The organism is Enterovibrio baiacu, from assembly GCF_004120195.1.
Classification (GTDB): Bacteria; Pseudomonadota; Gammaproteobacteria; order Enterobacterales; family Vibrionaceae; genus Enterovibrio; species Enterovibrio baiacui.
The window spans coordinates 71,276-88,587 of sequence record NZ_SCHN01000010.1 but is presented as its reverse complement, the minus strand read 5'-3'; the positions used below and the strand labels follow the sequence as shown (position 1 = coordinate 88,587).

Annotated in this window: 16 protein-coding genes; 6 read left to right on the top strand and 10 right to left on the bottom strand. The window is 50.2% G+C overall.

Annotated features, from left to right (window positions below):
- Positions 1-13: 13 nt before the first annotated feature.
- From ykgO to rluF, 5 genes are all read right to left on the bottom strand, one after another.
- On the bottom strand, positions 14-157 hold the full coding sequence (gene ykgO, locus EQP46_RS11670) for a type B 50S ribosomal protein L36 (RefSeq protein WP_017012003.1): 144 nt from the start codon (positions 155-157) through the stop codon (positions 14-16).
- The gene (locus EQP46_RS11665) at positions 157-417 is read right to left on the bottom strand and encodes a type B 50S ribosomal protein L31 (RefSeq protein ID WP_017012004.1); all 261 of its coding nucleotides are present in this window, start codon (positions 415-417) and stop codon (positions 157-159) included. Before EQP46_RS11665 ends, ykgO begins: the two co-directional genes overlap by 1 nt.
- Positions 418-539: 122 nt before the next feature.
- On the bottom strand, positions 540-1,307 hold the full coding sequence (locus EQP46_RS11660) for an isocitrate lyase/PEP mutase family protein (protein WP_129493819.1): 768 nt from the start codon (positions 1,305-1,307) through the stop codon (positions 540-542).
- Positions 1,308-1,426: 119 nt separating this feature from the next.
- On the bottom strand, positions 1,427-1,828 hold the full coding sequence (locus tag EQP46_RS11655; protein WP_129493818.1) for a phosphate-starvation-inducible protein PsiE: 402 nt from the start codon (positions 1,826-1,828) through the stop codon (positions 1,427-1,429).
- Between the two features lie 260 nt (positions 1,829-2,088).
- Positions 2,089-3,420: a 23S rRNA pseudouridine(2604) synthase RluF gene (rluF, locus tag EQP46_RS11650; RefSeq protein ID WP_129493817.1), complete on the bottom strand. Its 1,332-nt coding sequence runs from the start codon at positions 3,418-3,420 to the stop codon at positions 2,089-2,091.
- Positions 3,421-3,659: 239 nt separating this feature from the next.
- Here rluF and EQP46_RS11645 point away from each other — a divergent pair, with 239 nt between their 5' ends.
- Positions 3,660-4,289 carry a hypothetical protein gene (locus EQP46_RS11645; RefSeq protein WP_240671716.1) on the top strand — a complete coding sequence of 210 codons (630 nt, stop codon included), beginning with the start codon at positions 3,660-3,662 and terminating at the stop codon, positions 4,287-4,289.
- Positions 4,290-4,319: 30 nt separating this feature from the next.
- On the opposite strand, the gene EQP46_RS11640 is transcribed toward EQP46_RS11645, so the two are convergent.
- The 5 genes from EQP46_RS11640 to EQP46_RS11620 form a co-directional block, all read right to left on the bottom strand.
- Positions 4,320-5,042 carry an SDR family oxidoreductase gene (locus EQP46_RS11640; RefSeq protein ID WP_129493815.1) on the bottom strand — a complete coding sequence of 241 codons (723 nt, stop codon included), beginning with the start codon at positions 5,040-5,042 and terminating at the stop codon, positions 4,320-4,322.
- Between the two features lie 221 nt (positions 5,043-5,263).
- Positions 5,264-8,359 carry a beta-galactosidase gene (locus EQP46_RS11635; RefSeq protein ID WP_129493814.1) on the bottom strand — a complete coding sequence of 1,032 codons (3,096 nt, stop codon included), beginning with the start codon at positions 8,357-8,359 and terminating at the stop codon, positions 5,264-5,266.
- Between the two features lie 55 nt (positions 8,360-8,414).
- On the bottom strand, positions 8,415-10,559 hold the full coding sequence (locus EQP46_RS11630) for an alpha-galactosidase (RefSeq protein ID WP_129493813.1): 2,145 nt from the start codon (positions 10,557-10,559) through the stop codon (positions 8,415-8,417).
- A 33-nt stretch (positions 10,560-10,592) separates the two neighbouring features.
- Complete coding sequence (locus EQP46_RS11625; protein ID WP_129493812.1) at positions 10,593-11,609, bottom strand: substrate-binding domain-containing protein; 1,017 nt, start codon at positions 11,607-11,609, stop codon at positions 10,593-10,595.
- A gap of 63 nt (positions 11,610-11,672) precedes the next feature.
- Positions 11,673-12,803 (bottom strand): ABC transporter ATP-binding protein, encoded by a 1,131-nt coding sequence (locus tag EQP46_RS11620; RefSeq protein WP_129493811.1) that lies wholly within the window; start codon positions 12,801-12,803, stop codon positions 11,673-11,675.
- Between the two features lie 205 nt (positions 12,804-13,008).
- Here EQP46_RS11620 and EQP46_RS11615 point away from each other — a divergent pair, with 205 nt between their 5' ends.
- The 5 genes from EQP46_RS11615 (at position 13,009) to EQP46_RS11595 (ending at position 17,266) form a co-directional block, all read left to right on the top strand.
- Positions 13,009-13,911: a carbohydrate ABC transporter permease gene (locus EQP46_RS11615; RefSeq protein WP_129493810.1), complete on the top strand. Its 903-nt coding sequence runs from the start codon at positions 13,009-13,011 to the stop codon at positions 13,909-13,911.
- Complete coding sequence (locus EQP46_RS11610; protein WP_129493809.1) at positions 13,911-14,762, top strand: carbohydrate ABC transporter permease; 852 nt, start codon at positions 13,911-13,913, stop codon at positions 14,760-14,762. The genes EQP46_RS11615 and EQP46_RS11610 overlap by 1 nt, the downstream gene beginning before the upstream one ends.
- Before the next feature lie 53 nt (positions 14,763-14,815).
- The gene (locus EQP46_RS11605) at positions 14,816-16,051 is read left to right on the top strand and encodes an ABC transporter substrate-binding protein (protein WP_129493808.1); all 1,236 of its coding nucleotides are present in this window, start codon (positions 14,816-14,818) and stop codon (positions 16,049-16,051) included.
- Positions 16,052-16,306: 255 nt separating this feature from the next.
- Complete coding sequence (locus tag EQP46_RS11600; protein ID WP_129493807.1) at positions 16,307-16,654, top strand: hypothetical protein; 348 nt, start codon at positions 16,307-16,309, stop codon at positions 16,652-16,654.
- 177 nt (positions 16,655-16,831) lie between these two features.
- On the top strand, positions 16,832-17,266 hold the full coding sequence (locus tag EQP46_RS11595; RefSeq protein WP_129493806.1) for a VOC family protein: 435 nt from the start codon (positions 16,832-16,834) through the stop codon (positions 17,264-17,266).
- Positions 17,267-17,312: the final 46 nt, after the last annotated feature.

Genomic DNA, 17,312 nt, shown 5'->3' with positions numbered 1-17,312 from the left:
TTTGGGTATATCATCATGCTTTCTTCTTCGTTTTTCCCTGTACCGCTTTAAATCGCGGGTTAGATTTACAAATCACGTAAATCCGCCCGCGACGTTTAACGATTTGGCAATCCTTGCTGCGTTTCTTTGCACTTTTCAACGAGCTAAGTACTTGCATTATTTGGTCGCCTTCTTGCTCAGCGCGCCGAATTGCTTGTTAAAGCGCGCAACACGTCCGTCTTGGTTTACCACTTTCTGTTTACCGGTATAAAACGGATGAGAGTGTGAAGACACGTCAAGCGTGACATACGGATAAGTCTGACCATCAACCTCAACGGTTCTTGAGGTTTGCACGGTGGAGCCTACCAAAATGTATTTGTCAGCACCTGTATCGTGGAATGCGACGGTGCGGTATTCAGGGTGAATGCCTGGTTTCATTGTTTAATCCTCGCTGTACTGTCAGCCTGAATTGACTGTTGAGCAATGTTATAACATAACAATTTATAGATGCAAAGCTTAGTGAGAATTATTATCAATAATGTTTTTTCGGTGATGGTTGCTTACGTTGGTGTAAACAACGACGAAAACGACCCCTCATCAAGTACGGTTTCTAGTGACGAATGCAGCGTTCTTTGCAGCTTTTCATAGGCGAAATCCCCCATGCTAATGCGCTTAACGCCAAAGCTCGCGAGGGTGGCAAAGTCGGGAAGTTCTGGCACACAAAGCACATTCACAGGCAACGCGGTATGCGCAACAACTGCAGCGATGTCTTGTTCTGCGCGAAGATAAGGAACAAAGAGACCACTTGCGCCCGCCGCTTCATAACGTGTCGCGCGATCCAAAGTTTGTACGAGGGCATCATCGGCTTTCATGATGAAGGCATCGGCACGTGCATTGATGAACATGTCGATATTGGCGTGGTTAAGTGCTGAGCGAATGCGAGAGAGCGTGAGAGCAAAATCGGCTGCATCCAGCAGGGTGCGTTTCCCATTGATGACTTTGCTGTCTTCCAGATTGATGCCGACCACGCCAAGTGCGGCGAGCTGTAAGATATTCGCCACAATGTCTTCGGCAGTGTCACCGTATCCTGCTTCAAGATCGACCGTGAGCGGCACGGAGACCACGCGCGCAATGCGCTCGACCATAAACAACAATTCGTCAAACGGCATGTTTTCACCGTCTTCATAGCCCAAGGTATAGGCAATGGCCGCGCTGGATGTGCCAACAGCGTTAAAGCCCAATTGCGACACTATCTTCGCACTGCTCGCATCCCACACATTGCCAATCAACAAAGGGGTGTCCTGCTGGTGTAATGCCAAAAACGTCATACTCATTTCTCCCTGTCGTCATTGAATCTTTATGGGGTGAATCCATCTGTCATCACTATAACGAATCAACGAGAAGAGGCTCGCCAGAAACGGCACTGAACACCTTTGTGCGTTGTGTTTTATTCCTTCAAGTTGGTGCTTTTGGGGTAAGGGAATTTGAGTTGCCCAATGCGGATAACAAGCACGGTGATGGCGATGATAAGCCCTGACAGAGACACAACCATGATGCGCCAATCATCCATGTTTTTCATGTCGAGGATGAGGTAACGCGCGAGGGCGACAATGCCGATATAAAGCGGCATTCGAACGGGCACTTTGCCGGATTCGAAGAATATCCGCACCATGGCAAGCACTTCGAGATAGATGAAGAGAAGCAGCAAATCGCCCACCGTCACGGTACTGTTGACGATCACGAGGTAAATTTCTTCGCCGATGGCATAGATTGTTGCGATAACAATCAAGCTGAGCACAAAATGCTCCAGTGCATGGATGAACTTTATCGTGGACGTTTGATTCAACATATTGGCCAGCCCTCTCGGTGAAGCTCTATTCTAACGAGCGAGCATGACGTTACTTCGTTTCAATGATGAGAGTTTTTCCAACCACGGTTGCACCATTGGCGCGCTAACGTTGCAGGGTTTAATGCAAATGTTTGCGTGAAAAAGTTGCCATTTACTCGTGCTTGAAGCTATCGATTGCGCGGCGGTTACCCGCAGAAATCGTGCATAAAAAAAGGAGTGACCTAGTCACTCCTTTTCGTTTTTTGTGTCAGCCAAGTGCCCTATGGGCGACGATCTTTAGGTTTACGGTTGTTCGGTGCGCCACTGCTGCGCGGGCCTTCACGACGTGCGTTGTTGTCGCCGCGGTTACCGTCTTTATTGCTACCATCACGGCGCTTATCGCCAGGACGGCCTTGGTTTGGACGACCACCAGAACGGTTTGCGTTCGGACGTTCACTGCCAGAACGGTCGTTATTTGGGCGACGATTGTCTGAGCGTCCACCTTCGGCGCGGTTGCGATCTGAGCGGTTGTTCTCGTTGCGTCCACGATCGCTGCGGTTGCGATCTCTGTCTGCACGATGCTCAGGACGGCCATTTTCATTGCGGTTGTTGTCTGAGCGTGAACGGTCAGAACGTTGGCCACCTTGGTGGTTACCGTCTTTGTTAAAGCCGTCACGACGTGCACCATCACGGGCAGGGCGATCTTTTGAGAAACTGCGCTTGTCACCATGGCCTGTGCGTTGACCAAGCTTAGATTTTGCTTTCGGTTTAGCGAAAGAGATCTTGCCTGATTTTAGGTTCTCTTGCGCCGCATCACTGCTGCCTGTTTTCACATCGCCAGAAGCGATGTCGTTGTTTTCGTAGTCTGTGTCTGGCTCGAACGTGCTTTTAGAATGAGCAACGGCATTGTTGATTTCATCCATTTCTTTTTCGGTCAGTTCACGCCACTCACCCAGTTTCAGTGTGCCCAGCTTCACGTTCATGATGCGGATACGTTTCAGCTTGGTCACTTCAAAACCTAAGTATTCACACATGCGGCGAATTTGACGGTTCAAACCCTGTGTCAGAATGATTTTGAAGACAAACTTGCTTTGGCGTTCAACGAAACATGGTTTGGTCACCGTGTCGAGAATCGGGATGCCGTTAGACATCAATTCAACGAACTTCGGCGTGATAGGCTTATCAACGGTAACGATATATTCTTTTTCGTGGTTGTTACCCGCACGAAGAATTTTATTCACGATGTCGCCATCGCTGGTAAGGAAGATCAAACCTTCAGAAGGTTTGTCTAAGCGACCAATCGGGAAGATACGTTTCGGGTGACGGATAGCATCAACAATGTTGCCACTCACATTACGCGCCGTGGTGCAGGTAATGCCGATTGGCTTGTTGTAAGCAATGTAAACACGGTCAGATTTGTTCTCTGGCACGGTATCAATGCGTTGATTGTTTACAAGCACTTCATCGCCCGGCATCACTTTTGTGCCAAGCTCAGGCACGATACCGTTGATGGTCACTTTCCGCTGCTCAATGAATTTGTCTGCTTCGCGACGCGAGCAAAAACCAGAATCACTGATGAATTTATTTAGACGTATTCCGCTATTTGTGTTCACAAACGTTTCTTATCTCAAATTGTACTGATCGCGTTTAGCTGAGAACCTCGGCGTTAGCTGATTGTCGAAATGAATGACATGCCGTGGTTATCAAGCTTCTTGTGGCCGCAAAGGGTGAGTATTTCACCGTTTTCTGGGCTTCTTTCTCGATGTAATCGGCGATTATACTTGAAACCGAACGCCCCACGATAGCGGCATGGGCGGTTTTTTGTTTGTTAATGAAAGGGAGTGATGGCGGCGTGTTTCGACGTATCTTTGGTGTGATTAATGTTTTTGTCATTCTCGGGCTCATTAGCCTCAATATCCTGATCTTAACCAGCGCCGTCGTGCACGATGCCATGTTCAAGCTGGTCAATGCTTTACCTATTTCGCAATTCACTGCACACAGCCCCTCTTCTCGGCTCACTAAAGCCAATAGAGAACTGGCAGCAACCAAGAAAGCCAACAAGGCACTCAAAGCGCAAACTCGTTCGGTCACCAAGCGCATCGCAAAACGCACGGCGACCGCCGCAGCCAGAAACGTGGGTGCTTCGTTGATGGAAGCCGTTCCCTACATCGGCGCCGCTGCGGTGGTCGGTTCGTTAAGCTATGACATTTACGATGCCTGCGAAACCCTCTCAGACATCGAAACCTTACAAACTGATCTCGGTATTGAAAGTGAAGACGTGACAGCAGAAACCGATAAAGTCTGCGGTTATGAGGTTCCCACGGCTGACGAACTCAGCGCGAAAGCCAAAGCCTCTTTCGACGACGCACAGCGTAAATCCGCTGAGTTCGGCAGTAGTTTCTACGATGCACTGAAGGAAAAATCCGATCAATACAGCGCAGACATGGTGGAAACATGGCGTGGGTATACGGGCTCTGAATAAGCGTGATACTTACTGGTATTTAACGCGTTTCTACCAAGGCAACACCTGCCCATCGTAGTTTAAGAATTTGCCACTATCTTCGTGTTTCAAAGCCGCTAAGACATCAAACAAACCTTGGGCGCTTTCTTGCGACGAAATTAAGGCATTTGGCCCGCCCATTTCAGTTTTTACCCAGCCAGGGTGCAGGGCGACCGCGATGATGCCTTGAGGGGCGAGATCGATGGAGAGGCTTTTAACCACGGCATTTAGCGCCGCTTTTGATGAGCGGTAGATGTATCCGCCGCCAGAGGTGTTGTCTGTCATGCTGCCAACTTTGGATGATAAGGCCGCGTAGACACCGGGTTTTCCAGCGAGCAATTGCCCGTGAAATGCTTCAGCGATTTTGAGCGGTGCGAGGGTGTTAATGTCTAGCACCTTGCGCCACTCGTCCATGTCTGTGCTGCCAAATCGATCGCCTTTCGGGCCGTAATATCCAGCATTGTTAATGATAAGATCGAATTCCCGCGAAGTGAGCTCAGTGGAAAGGGCATCAATGGCGGCGTGGTCAGTGACGTCGAGTTCATGAATCTGCAGGGAATCGAACGTGGATGTTAAGGCGTTGAGCTCATCGGCCGATTCTGGATCACGACAACACGCATCGACTTGCCATCCTGCATTTAGATACAGCGTGGTTAATGCCAAACCAATGCCTCGGTTTGCGCCAGTGATCAGAAGGTGTTTGTTGGGGTGTGAAGCAAACGTTGCCTTGTCCATGCGTGTGCCTTTTCTGTGGGTAGATGCGCGCTCTCTGTCTTTTTTAACACAATTGTTTCTGGGATTCTCTCAGCGTGAATGAGCATATAGCGGGGAAGCGGGATGTGCACGTTTTACACGTGTGCAGTTGGCTCAGAGAGGCTTAATCTCACACTGCTACGCAGGAGCACGTAACAGCGTGAGACGATCGGTTGGAAAGGTTTATAGCTTGCTAACGCGCACTAACCCTGTTTCGGCATCAGTGTCAGCGAATATTGATAGCTGCGCTCAGACAACAAAAACTCAGGGTGAACACTTGGGCTCCATGAATCATCGCCACCGATACCCATGTGATAGCCATCAATTCTTAGGTACAGGTGATCATCTGCCACCAATTCATGATCGTGTTTCGCTGCCGTGAGGGTTTCTTGACTGTATCGGCTGATGGAGAAATGGAAGAGGCCATTTACCCGAATGTTGTCGACATCCAGCGTTCTCACATCGCTACGCAGACCATTTTCTGACGGGAATACATACGGTGTGTGCATGTCATCAATGTGTGCAAGGTAACGGCTCACCATGGCAGCTGACTTGCGGTCGGGGTAGTTCTCAAAGGGTCCACGACCAAACCAACTGATGGAATCCGTCAATGGCAGAGCAAATTCAAGCCCGATTCGTGGCAATGGCGGCATATCCGGCGCAACGTTCACATCAACATGTAAATCGATCGCGCCAGACACACTGACTTCATAACGCCAGAAGGTGCTGATGACCATGTCGTCACCGACGAAGTACCCATGATGCGCGCGTACCTGCACCACATCACTGAGAATATCGACCGTGTTAAACAAGTTCTCATGACGAAGTTCAAACAGCCCCGCGTGTTCCCATTTCCCAAGCCATGCGCTGGGATCAGGTTTACCGGCTTCACTGGCTCCGATGTCATTATCAATCGGCGGGCGAATGAAGTTATCTTTGGGCGCATCTAAGATCTGTTCTTCGCCGTCGATTAACCACTGCACCATGTGGCCGCTTTGCTTATCGAAGCGAAGCTCAAATTCGTCACCGCAAATTGTCCAATGATCAGAGTGCTCTGTTACCTCGGGCAAGGTGTCTGGCGACACGGTAGGCACAGGTAAGGCACGGCTCACTGGCAACGCAAGCTGCGACCAACCCAGCACGCTGCCTGCGCTCGCCCACGGCTCTGCAGCAGACAACACCACGTCAAGGTTGAGGAAATACTCGCGGCCTGATTTGGCAGGGGGCAAAGCATCAAGCAGTTTGTAATCCATGGCGACACCAGCGCGCAGGTGCAGGGTTTCTTCACCGCCCACGATTTGTTTGCCGTTTTCTTGTAACGACCAACGGAGCACCAAATTCTCTGGCGGGTGGAACACATACTCATTCGAGAGCGTGACCATGAGCGGAGAGGTGCTCACGAGGTGATAGCCAAAGTATTGCTGGTGGAATTTTGCTTCGAAAACACTGGGGTGCGGTGTGCGATCAGGGAACACTAACCCATTGATACAGAACTGACGATCGTTGGGCGTATCGCCAAAATCGCCGCCGTATGCCCAGTACTCGTTGCCTTGATCATCTTTCCGCGTTAAGCCTTGATCTGCCCAATCCCAAATGAAGCCGCCTTGCAGGCGAGGGTGGCTGCGGAACGCGTTCCAATATTTATCAAAACTGCCGAGGCTATTGCCCATGGCGTGGGCGTATTCGCAAAGGATCAGTGGGCGAGTTTCTTCAGGAAAACCAATCCATTTTGGAATCGCCCATTTTGGACATCCCCACTGCAATTGGTCTTCTTCAACGCGCGCGTACATAGGGCAAATGATGTCGGTCGCGTTTGTGTCAGCGCCGCCACCTTCGTATTGCACAGGACGGCTCGGATCGCGCTGTTTTAACCACTGGTACATGGCGTGATGGTTTGAACCGATGCCAGATTCATTGCCCAGCGACCAGATGATCACGCACGGATGGTTTTTATCACGCTCGACCATTCGCGTGACGCGTTCCATGTAGGCGTTGAGCCATTCTGTGTTGTCAGACAAGCCACACATTGGCGTCATGCCGTGGGTTTCGATGTTGGCTTCATCAACCACATACACGCCGTATTTATCACACAGTGCGTAAAACGCAGGGTGGTTTGGATAATGTGCGGTACGAATGGCGTTGAAGTTGTGTTGTTTGATGAGCTTGATGTCTTGCTCAATGTCATCAACGGTTTGGACATAGCCTTTTTCGGGGTGACATTCGTGTCGGTTTACACCGCGGATCAGCACAGGTTCATCATTGACGCGTAAAATGCCGTTAGTGATATCGACTTGGCGAAAACCGACGTTGCAGGCTTCGATGTCGAGCGGTTCGTCGTTGTCATCCAGCAGTGACACTACCAAGCGGTATAGGTGTGGATCTTCGTCACTCCAAAGGCGTGGGCAGGAAATGGCAAAGCTGTGTTCACAACGATCTGCCCATGTGCCTTTTTCATCAATCACACGTTGACCGCATTCTGCGATGACGGGGCCGGATATGTCAGCGCCTTCGTCAAACAGTTGGATCGCGACGCGGGTGTAACTGCCGCGCACTTTGGTGTTGACCGTGAGCATGCCGGTTTGATGTGTCGGATCCATGGTGGTGTTCACGGAAAAATCCATGATCGCATTGCGCGGTTTTTTGCGCAGGGTGACATCACGGAAAATGCCGCTTAACCACCACATATCTTGGTCTTCCAAATAACTGCCATCGCACCAGCGAAGCACGATGACTGTCAGTTGGTTTTCGCCCACATGTGCAGCGTTGGATAAATCGAATTCAGCCGGCAATCGGCTGTCTTGGCTGTAACCAACAAACTCGCCGTTACACCACACATAAAACGCCGCGCTGACCCCTTCAAAGCAAATCAGGGTTTGAGACATCGACCACGCTTCGTGCAGTGTGAAATGGGTGCGATACACCGCGGTCGGGTTGTCCACGGGCACGATGGGGGGCTTGGTTTCAAACGGGTATTGCACGTTGGTGTAAATCGGGATGTCTTCGGTGCCTTGCAGTTGCCAGTTTGACGGCACGGGCATGGTACGCCACGTTTCGTCATCAAACTCGGGGCACACCGACAGAGCAGGCACGGATTCTGGCGACACAAACAGTGAAAATTTCCAATCGCCATTGAGGCTGATTCGGCTGTTTGAGCAGGGGATGATGTTGTCTGCATCATCCACCGCCAGATCGACATTGGGATATGAAGAGAGCGGGCAATGCGCAGGCAGACGATGAATCTGCGTCACAGCGGGGTTCTCCCAATGACGTTGTTGGATGAGTTCTGCGTATCGAGTCATTCTTGCTCCAAGGTGATTCTATCTCTCTAAAAATGCAGCATGTTTTGCTTAAGAATTACTCAAGCGAAAACGACAGTAACATGGCACTTTCAGGGTCCATTATTGGCAAGCTTAGCCCAATTTGAATGAGCTGATCGCCTTGAATTGAAAGTGGTTTCGCCATCCATGAAGGTTGTTGTTTCATGGTGGAAGAGAAGGCTGCGGGTGCATCAAGTACGTCGACACGGTAACGTTTGTCACCATCAAGTACAGGCAAGCGTAAACGGCCTGCGAGTGCGTATTGCGGCATGGCGATTTGCACCACGGCCAAAAGCACCACGTCTTCGTTCATCACGCCGTAAATTAATCGGCCCGGATCGCCAGACGGGATGTTGAAGCATTTGCCGCTGTGCAGCAGATCGCGATACTGCTTGTGCAAGTCGATGTAGCGCGCAAAGGCGTCCAATTCAAAATCGGGCAAGCCGACCGGGTCGAGTTCTGCACCCATATGACCGAATAAGGCGGTGAGCCCTCGCAAGGACATGTCATGAACACGACGTGTGGTGTGGCTGCGGTAAGGGCCAATGTGGCTGCCCATGACCTCGGGCGGGAAAAACATCAACATGCCGTGCTGGATACTTTGGCGCTCCATGGCGTCGTTACAGTCGGATGTCCAAAAACGGTGGGTGCGTTTTAACACTTCGTAATCCACACGACCGCCCCCCGATGCACAGGATTCGATTTCGACTAACGGGTGACGCTCGCGCAAGGTGTCGATCATGGTGTACAGCGCAAGGGTTTGACCGTGATATGCCGGTACACCATTGTGACCAGCTTGCACCAGTTCACGGTTCATGTCCCATTTGAGGTAGGTGATGTTGTATTCCGTCAGCAAGCTATCAAGCGCCGACAAAAGGTAGTTGTAGGCATCAGGGTTTTGCAGATCCATCACGTGTTGATAACGACCTGCAGGCTGCTGATAACCTAAGTCGTCTAGCCCCAGCATCCAGTCTGGATGGGCGCGATACACCTCTGAATCTTTGCTTACCATTTCGGGTTCAACCCATAAACCAAACTCCATGCCGAGTTGATTCACATGATCAACCAGCGGCGTGAGCCCTTGCGGGTATTTCTTCGGATCGACAATCCAATCGCCTAACGCGCGGGTTTCGCCATCGCGGTTTAAGAACCACCCATCATCCAAGATGAAGCGTTCAACGCCCATGCCTGCCACTTCGTCGGCCATTGCCATGATGCGTTTAGGGTCGTGGTCGAAATAAATGCCTTCCCATGTGTTGAAGTGAACAGGGCGAGGCTTGGCTTCAGGGAAGTTGATAACGTGATTGCGAACATAATGGTGGAAGCCTTGCTTCATGCCGTTCAATCCTCGATGGGAGAAGTTGGCATACATGGTTGGCGTTTCGAACACGCCATTGGGCGGCAAAATCACTTCGCCCGAAGACAGCAACGGCTCGGCTTGCAAATAGCGTCGACCATCACTTTTTACTTGTGCGCGAAGACGGTGGTTCCCGCTCCAGCCAAAGTGCATCCCGATGACATTGCCATGCACATCATCGGTTTCAGGTTGAAGCGCAATGATGCCGGGAAAAGATTCGTGCGACGTGCGACCACGGCGGTTTTCTTGAATGAAACCACCGTGCGAAAGAGGAATGCGCTGCATTTGGAATTCGTGTGACCAGCGACCGTGATAGGTGATCAGTTCGCCAAGGTTTTCTGATAGCGGCAGGGTCAGCGCCAGACGATCCAGGGTGTAATCTGTCTCGCCGACATTGACGACGCGTTGGCGCAATGTCATCACGTTGCTTTCTGGATCAAGCGCGAGGTAAATCGTCAGTTCCAGTCCCGAACGCGGGTCGCTCAAGGTCAGGGTGGCGGCAGAGTCTGTGTGTTCCACCGCGGTAAGATTGAAAACGGGGGCCCAATCGCGGCCTTGGCGGTGGCCTTCAATGCCCGGGCTACCAAAATCTCCACGCCCGTGTTCAGGGCACAGCGCCAATACCACATGTTGGTCGAGTCTTGCTTGGCCGACGGGAACATCAAAAAGCTCTGAAGGGATCAAATGATCGCGGTCGATTTTACGTCCCCAGAAGATGATTGCGGGGATGGGGTCAAGCAACAGGATCAGGCTGTTATCGTTCGACTGCAAATGAAGAAAGCGCTCTGTCGGCGCATTTTTTACGTGAGAAGTAGATGTCTTCACTGTCTATGTCATCCCTAAAAATGGGGCGAAAACTCAAACCCGCTGGACAGATTGTCGTCTGACCAAGGTTGGCTTGTAGCCGCCATTAGTTGTTGAGTTGTGTGTGTCATTGGAGAGTGAAATAGCCAGCTCAGCCGCTTGTGCTGCCATTTCTTCAATGGGATAACGCACAGTGGTGAGTTTGGGGTGCAAATAACGCGCGATGAGGCTGTCATCGAACCCCACCACGGAAATGTCCTCAGGCACGCGATATTTGTTATCGGTTATCGCGGTCATTGCCCCAGCTGCCATGATGTCGTTGTAACAAAACACCGCAGTAATCTGCTTGCTGTCTTTGAGCAATTTGAGCATGGCATCTTCCCCGCCTTGCTCATCAGGCCAGCCCGTTGCAATCCAACCTAGGGTTTCGCGCGAGCAATCATGTTGACCTAAACCGTGCGCTTTGAGTGCATCTAAATAGCCACGACGGCGCTGCTGACTATCCTCGATATTGTGGTTGGAACTGATGCAAGCAATGGCTTTATGGCCTTGCTGAATCAAGTGCTCCGTTGCTAAATACGCACCTCGATAGTTATCAAGATGAATGCAGCGGTCTTCCAACCCCGGGATTAAGCGGTTAATAAACACCATGGCATCATGCTCCGATGCGTATGCCTGCAAGGTGTTATCGTCCAAGGCTTTGCTGTGAATGATGAATGCACCGACTTGATTTTGAATCAGGGACTCAATGGCGTGTCTTTCGCGCTCTTCTTGGTGGTAGCCGTTACCGATTAAGAGGTGATGGCCTTGTTGCAACGCCATGGTATCCACGTGTTTTACAAGGGTGCCAAAGAAAGGGTCAGACACATCTGCCACAACCACACCAATGGCAAGACTCTTCTTGCTGACCAAGGTTCTTGCCGCCGCATTGGGGCGATAACCTAACGCATTCATGGCGCTTTTGACCAATTCAACGGTATCGGGGCGTGTTTGCGGCGACTGGTTGATCACCCGTGAGACCGTAGCGACGGAAACGCCTGCACGCTTTGCGACATCTTTAATGGTTGCCATTGCACCCCGTCCTCACTGGTGGGTTAATCAACAAATTGAACACCTCTCGAGATCATGCCGGGGCTAGTTTTGCTCAAGCGATGTCACGGACACTTCTTCGTTCGTTTGTTCACGATAGGTCAGGGCTTGTTCGTTGCTGTCGAACACATGAATATCGCTTGGTGAGCAGCGTAGTTGAACGGTTTGGAATGCTTTCACAGCATTGTCGCCAGGAATGTGAACTTTAAATCCATCGACGCCCGCATACTGACCAAACAGGTAAGTGCCGTTACCCAAACGCTCAACCACTTCACTGTGGAATTCGAAGTTGAAGCCATCACCTTGACCGATTTGAATGTGCTCTGGGCGAATACCTACCGTCACCTCTGCACCTTCGCTCACCGGTTTTGCCAGTGTCACTGTCAGTGTTTGTCCGTCAGGCATGGTTATCATGGCGTCTGAACCACTCACGGCTGACACACGCCCAGAGATGAAATTCATTCTTGGAGAACCGATAAAACCGGCGACGAATAGGTTGTCTGGGTTGTGGTAAAGCGCCAGCGGAGAACCGACTTGTTCAACATTGCCTGCACGTAAAACAACAATCTTGTCTGCCAGTGTCATGGCTTCCACCTGATCGTGCGTTACGTAGATCATGGTGTTCTTCAATTCTTGATGCAGCTTGGCGATTTGCAGACGCATTTCTACGCGAAGTTCGGCATCCAGGTTCGACAGGGGTTCATCAAACAAGAACACTTTCGGGTCTCGCACAATGGCGCGGCCAATGGCAACGCGTTGGCGTTGACCGCCAGAAAGGGCCTTGGGTTTGCGATCGAGCAATGGCTCGAGCTGCAGTGTTTTTGCAGCACGATCGACGTGACGCTTAATTTCAGCAGGGTCAACGCCATTCATCTTCAAGCCAAATCCCATGTTTTCGCGCACCGTCATGTGCGGATACAGCGCATAGGATTGGAACACCATTGCCACACCGCGATCCGCAGGGTCGACGTTGTTCACTTCTGTGCCATCGATGCTAATGGCACCATCACTGATGGTTTCTAATCCCGCCACCAAGCGAAGCAAGGTTGACTTACCGCACCCTGAAGGTCCGACAAAAACAACGAACTCTCCTCCAGTGATGTCTAAATCGATGCCATGAATGGTCTCAACTTTGCCAAAGCGTTTGATAACGTTTCTTAACGTGATATTTGCCATAACGCATGTCCTATGCCGTGCTGTTCTCGACACCGCTCATTTTTATGCTCGGGTCGTCCTTTTTTAAAAATAGTGTGTTTTTTGCTTTATGGAAACGTTTACATTCATAATTTTGTGAACTAGTTTTAAATAAAGCCAACTTCACCGTAACAACATCGTCACATGTTCACGGGTTGAACATTGCAAATTAAGGACAGGACGTAATATGACTAGGCTTTCTTCAACCGCAACGTCAGGCAGCTCGCCGAGCAGAAGTAGTCTGACTTTGGCCCCTTGGTTATTCCTTGCGCCGGCTATTGCGATTTTTTCGCTTTATGTGATGTATCCCATCTTACAAAGTGTTTGGTTAAGTTTTTTTGAATGGGATGGTCTTGGGGAGAAAACGTGGGTCGGGTTTGATAATTATGTCGAGCTGTTCGATTCAGAGGCGTTTTATACCTCATTGTTCAACAACTTCCTTTGGATGGTGCTCTTCATGTTAGCGCCACCGATTGGCTTGATGATTGCGCTCTTTCTGAATCAGAAAGTTGCGGGTATTCGCCTGATTAAAGCCCTGTTTTTCTTCCCTTTTGTTATTTCTCAGGTCGTCGTTGGTCTCGTGTTTGCGTGGTTTTATGACCCGTCATTTGGCTTACTGACGCAAATCATGGTGGGTATGGGCTTTGACCCCGTGTCCATTCTTGCTGATGAAGATTTGGTGACGTACGGCATCATCGCGGCGGGGCTTTGGCCGCAAGTGGCATATTGCATGATTTTGTACCTCACAGGCTTGAACAACCTCGACCCAGAACAGCTTGAAGCGGCGCGTTTAGATGGTGCACGTAGTTGGAAGATGATGTGGTACGTGGTGGTGCCACAGCTCAAACCTGCCACCTTTATTGCGGTGGTAGTGACTGTCATTGGCGCATTGAGGTCTTTCGACTTAGTGGCAACCATGACAGCAGGGGGGCCATGGGGCAGCTCAACCGTGCTTGCGTACATGATGTACGAAGAGTCGATCTTCAACTACCGCATGGGTTACGGCGCTGCGGTGGCTGTGGTGCTGTTCCTCATTATGGATATCTATATCGCCTACTTCTTGTGGCGCATGCTGAAAGGAGAGCGCTAATGTTTCCGAGACCGATTGAACACCAAGGCAAATTCATCAATGTCGGCTATCGCGTAGCGCTTTATATTGCGGTCATTCTCTGGCTCATCCCGCTTGCCGCGGTACTGATGACCTCGATTCGCTCCATTGCTGATATCAATGCGGGTAATTACTGGGGGTGGCCGGATGAATTACAGTTCATTGAAAACTATACACAGGTGTTCATTGCCACACCGATGGCGCGCTACTTACTGAACAGTTTGTTGATCAGCTTGCCGGCAGTGGCTGGCGCAGTGGCACTTTCTACATTGGCGGGTTTTGCGCTCGCGAAGTACAAATTCAAAGGCAATGTGCTGCTTTTCGCGATGTTTATCGGCGGTAACTTCGTGCCTTTCCAAATTTTGATGATCCCAGTGCGTGATTTGACCATTGATTTAGGGTTGTACGACACGCATTGGGCGCTGATTTTCTTCCATGTGGCGTTCCAAGCAGGCTTTTGTACGCTGTTTATGCGCAACTTTATGGTGGGCATACCGGACGCGCTGATCGAAGCGGCGCGGGTTGAAGGTGTGAGCGAATGGCGCATCTTCTGGTATGTGGTGCTTCCTTTGGTGAGGCCTGCACTGGCGGCATTGTCTGTTTTGGTCTTTACCTTTATTTGGAATGACTTTTTCTGGGCGTTAGTACTGGTTCAAAGCGATGAAGTTCGTCCTGTTACGGCAGGCCTGAATGCATTGCAAGGCCAGTGGCTCGCGTCTTGGCAATACATGTCAGCGGGGGCGGTGATTGCCGCGCTGCCTCCAGTGGCACTGTTCTTTACGATGCAACGACACTTTATTGCTGGTTTAACCCTGGGAGCGACAAAAGGGTAACGCTGGTTTTACTGAATGACGGATATTTTCGAACAACAGAAAGGATGAAGAGAATGAGAACGCTTGCAAAAAAAAGCTTTGGCGTACTGTGCAGTCTGTTTCTTCTGCTAAGTGGCTCAGTCAACGCAGGGGAGTTGGTGATCAACTCAGATGCTTCAGACCCAGCACCGAAAAAAGCATGGGCTGAGGTGATTGCGAAATTTGAAGAAGCAAACCCAGACATCACGGTAAAATATAACCTGTATGACCACGAAGCGTACAAAACGACGATCCGTAACTGGTTGGTAACCTCACCACCAGACGTTGTGTTCTGGTACGCAGGTAACCGTATGAAAACCTTCGTTGACCGTGGTTTGTTCGAAGATGTCAGTGATATTTGGTCAGCAAACAACATGGCAGAAGATTTCTCAAGCGCCATGCCTGCAATGACAGCAAACGGTAAGCAATATGGCGTGCCATACACCTATTACCAATGGGGCATGTATTACCGCAAAGACTTGTTTGAGAAATATGATATCGCCGTACCGAAAACATGGGACGAGTTTGTCGCAGCATCAAAAACGCTGAAAGACAATGGCGTAACGCCTTTCACCATTGGTACGAAATACCTTTGGACAGCCGCAGGTTGGTTTGACTACATGAACATGCGTGTGAATGGTTTGGACTTCCACATCGATCTGATGGACGGCAAAGTGCCCTACACGGATCCACGTGTGAAAGCGGTATTTACAAAGTGGGACGAGTTAGTCAAACCTGGTTACTTCTTGGATAACCATGCGTCTTACTCTTGGCAGGAAGCACAACCATTCTTGTACAACGGCGAAGCGGCGATGTACTTGATGGGTAACTTCTTGGCGGCAAACTTTACTGACGAAGTACGTCCGAAAATGGGCTTCTTCCAGTTCCCTGTGATCGACCCGTCCGTGCCTAACGCAGAAGACGCTCCAATGGATACGATCCACATTCCAGCGAAAGCAAAGAACAAGGAAGACGCGCGTAAGTTCCTTGCGTTTGTGGCTCAACCTGAGATTCAGACCATGATCAATGAATCGCTGTTGCAAATCCCAACCAACAACAAGGCGAAACCAAAAGATGATGAGTATCTGAATGCTGGTGTTCTGATGTTAAGTGAAGCGGCAGGTACAGCGCAGTTTTATGACCGCGATACAGATCCTTCAATGGCAAAAGAAGGCATGAAGGGCTTCCAGCAATACATGGTACACCCTGATCGTATCGACAAGATCTTGAAAAAATTAGAGAAAACGCGTCAGCGTACCTTTAAAGAATAACAACAAGAAACCTTGCTAGCATTTGCGGAGGCCCCCTCGACGGCCTCCGCTTTTTTATTTCCACATTGCACACCGCTACACCCTACATGTTCTCTCGGATTGGCTCGATTTTCATACACTCAATCGCACCAACCCTCCTGGCGATTGACGCGATATCTGTCACAAAACGGTTGTTGGTGTACTAGAGTTAAGGAACTGGTTTCATAACGTCAGTGTGTTGTTTCAACGCGCTGCGCGATTTGCTTGGACGGTGCCATGCCCAACCTGATTAATGACAGCTACATGAATTCGACGTACATGAATTCTCGCTCAAAAGAGCGGGATGAACTGGCTGCGGGCAGTGTCAATAATTCCAATTTGTCAGCGACTGAACGTGCAGAGTTACTGAGGAAAGAGCGCGAAGAAAAGAAACAAGCAGAAGCAGCACAAGAAGAAGCGCCACAAAAGCGTGATTTTCGTGGCTTAATTGACCGCGTCGCAGAGCAAGAAGCGCAAAAATCCAAGTTCTCTGCGTACACCACACAACAACAAGAACTGCTCAAACAGGTGGAAAACACCATCACCCCGCAAAGTAACGCACGTAGCTATGATTTTAAGATCTAGCGTGGGCGTTGATATCCGATAACGCGTTATTGCCACGCACTTAAAGCAAACGTCAGCGACACACCTGCCACACACTTTGATCAGCTAACAGCACCACTTTCTTGTTCACGTTACCGTTTCTCGTGGCGAACTAAGCTAGAGTGGATGTGTGTCCTCTCATCACGCAAAGGAGTGTGTATGGCCCTAACCCCCTTTCATGTCGCCATTCCTGTTCGACACCTCGAAGAATCTCGCGCGTTTTATCGCGATGTTTTACGTTGTAGCGAAGGACGCAGCAGCGATTGCTGGGTGGACTTTAATCTTTATGGTCATCAATTGGTGATCCACCATGACCCCACGATAGGTGAAGAAGGGAAAGTTCGGCTTCACCATAACTCGGTGGATAGCCATTCCGTGCCTGTGCCTCACATTGGTGTGGTGCTTGAAATGGCGGATTGGGAAGCGCTCTCAGCGTGGCTGAAAGAAAACGGCGTAACCTTTGTGATTGAGCCGTATGTGCGTTTCAAAGGCGAGCCGGGAGAGCAGGCGACCATGTTCTTCTATGACCCTTCGGGCAACGCGTTGGAATTCAAATCGTTCAAGGACATCGAGGCGCAGCTTTTCGAAACCTGACGTTGTTTGAAACTCAATACGATCTAAGATCGTGCGCCATTCTCTA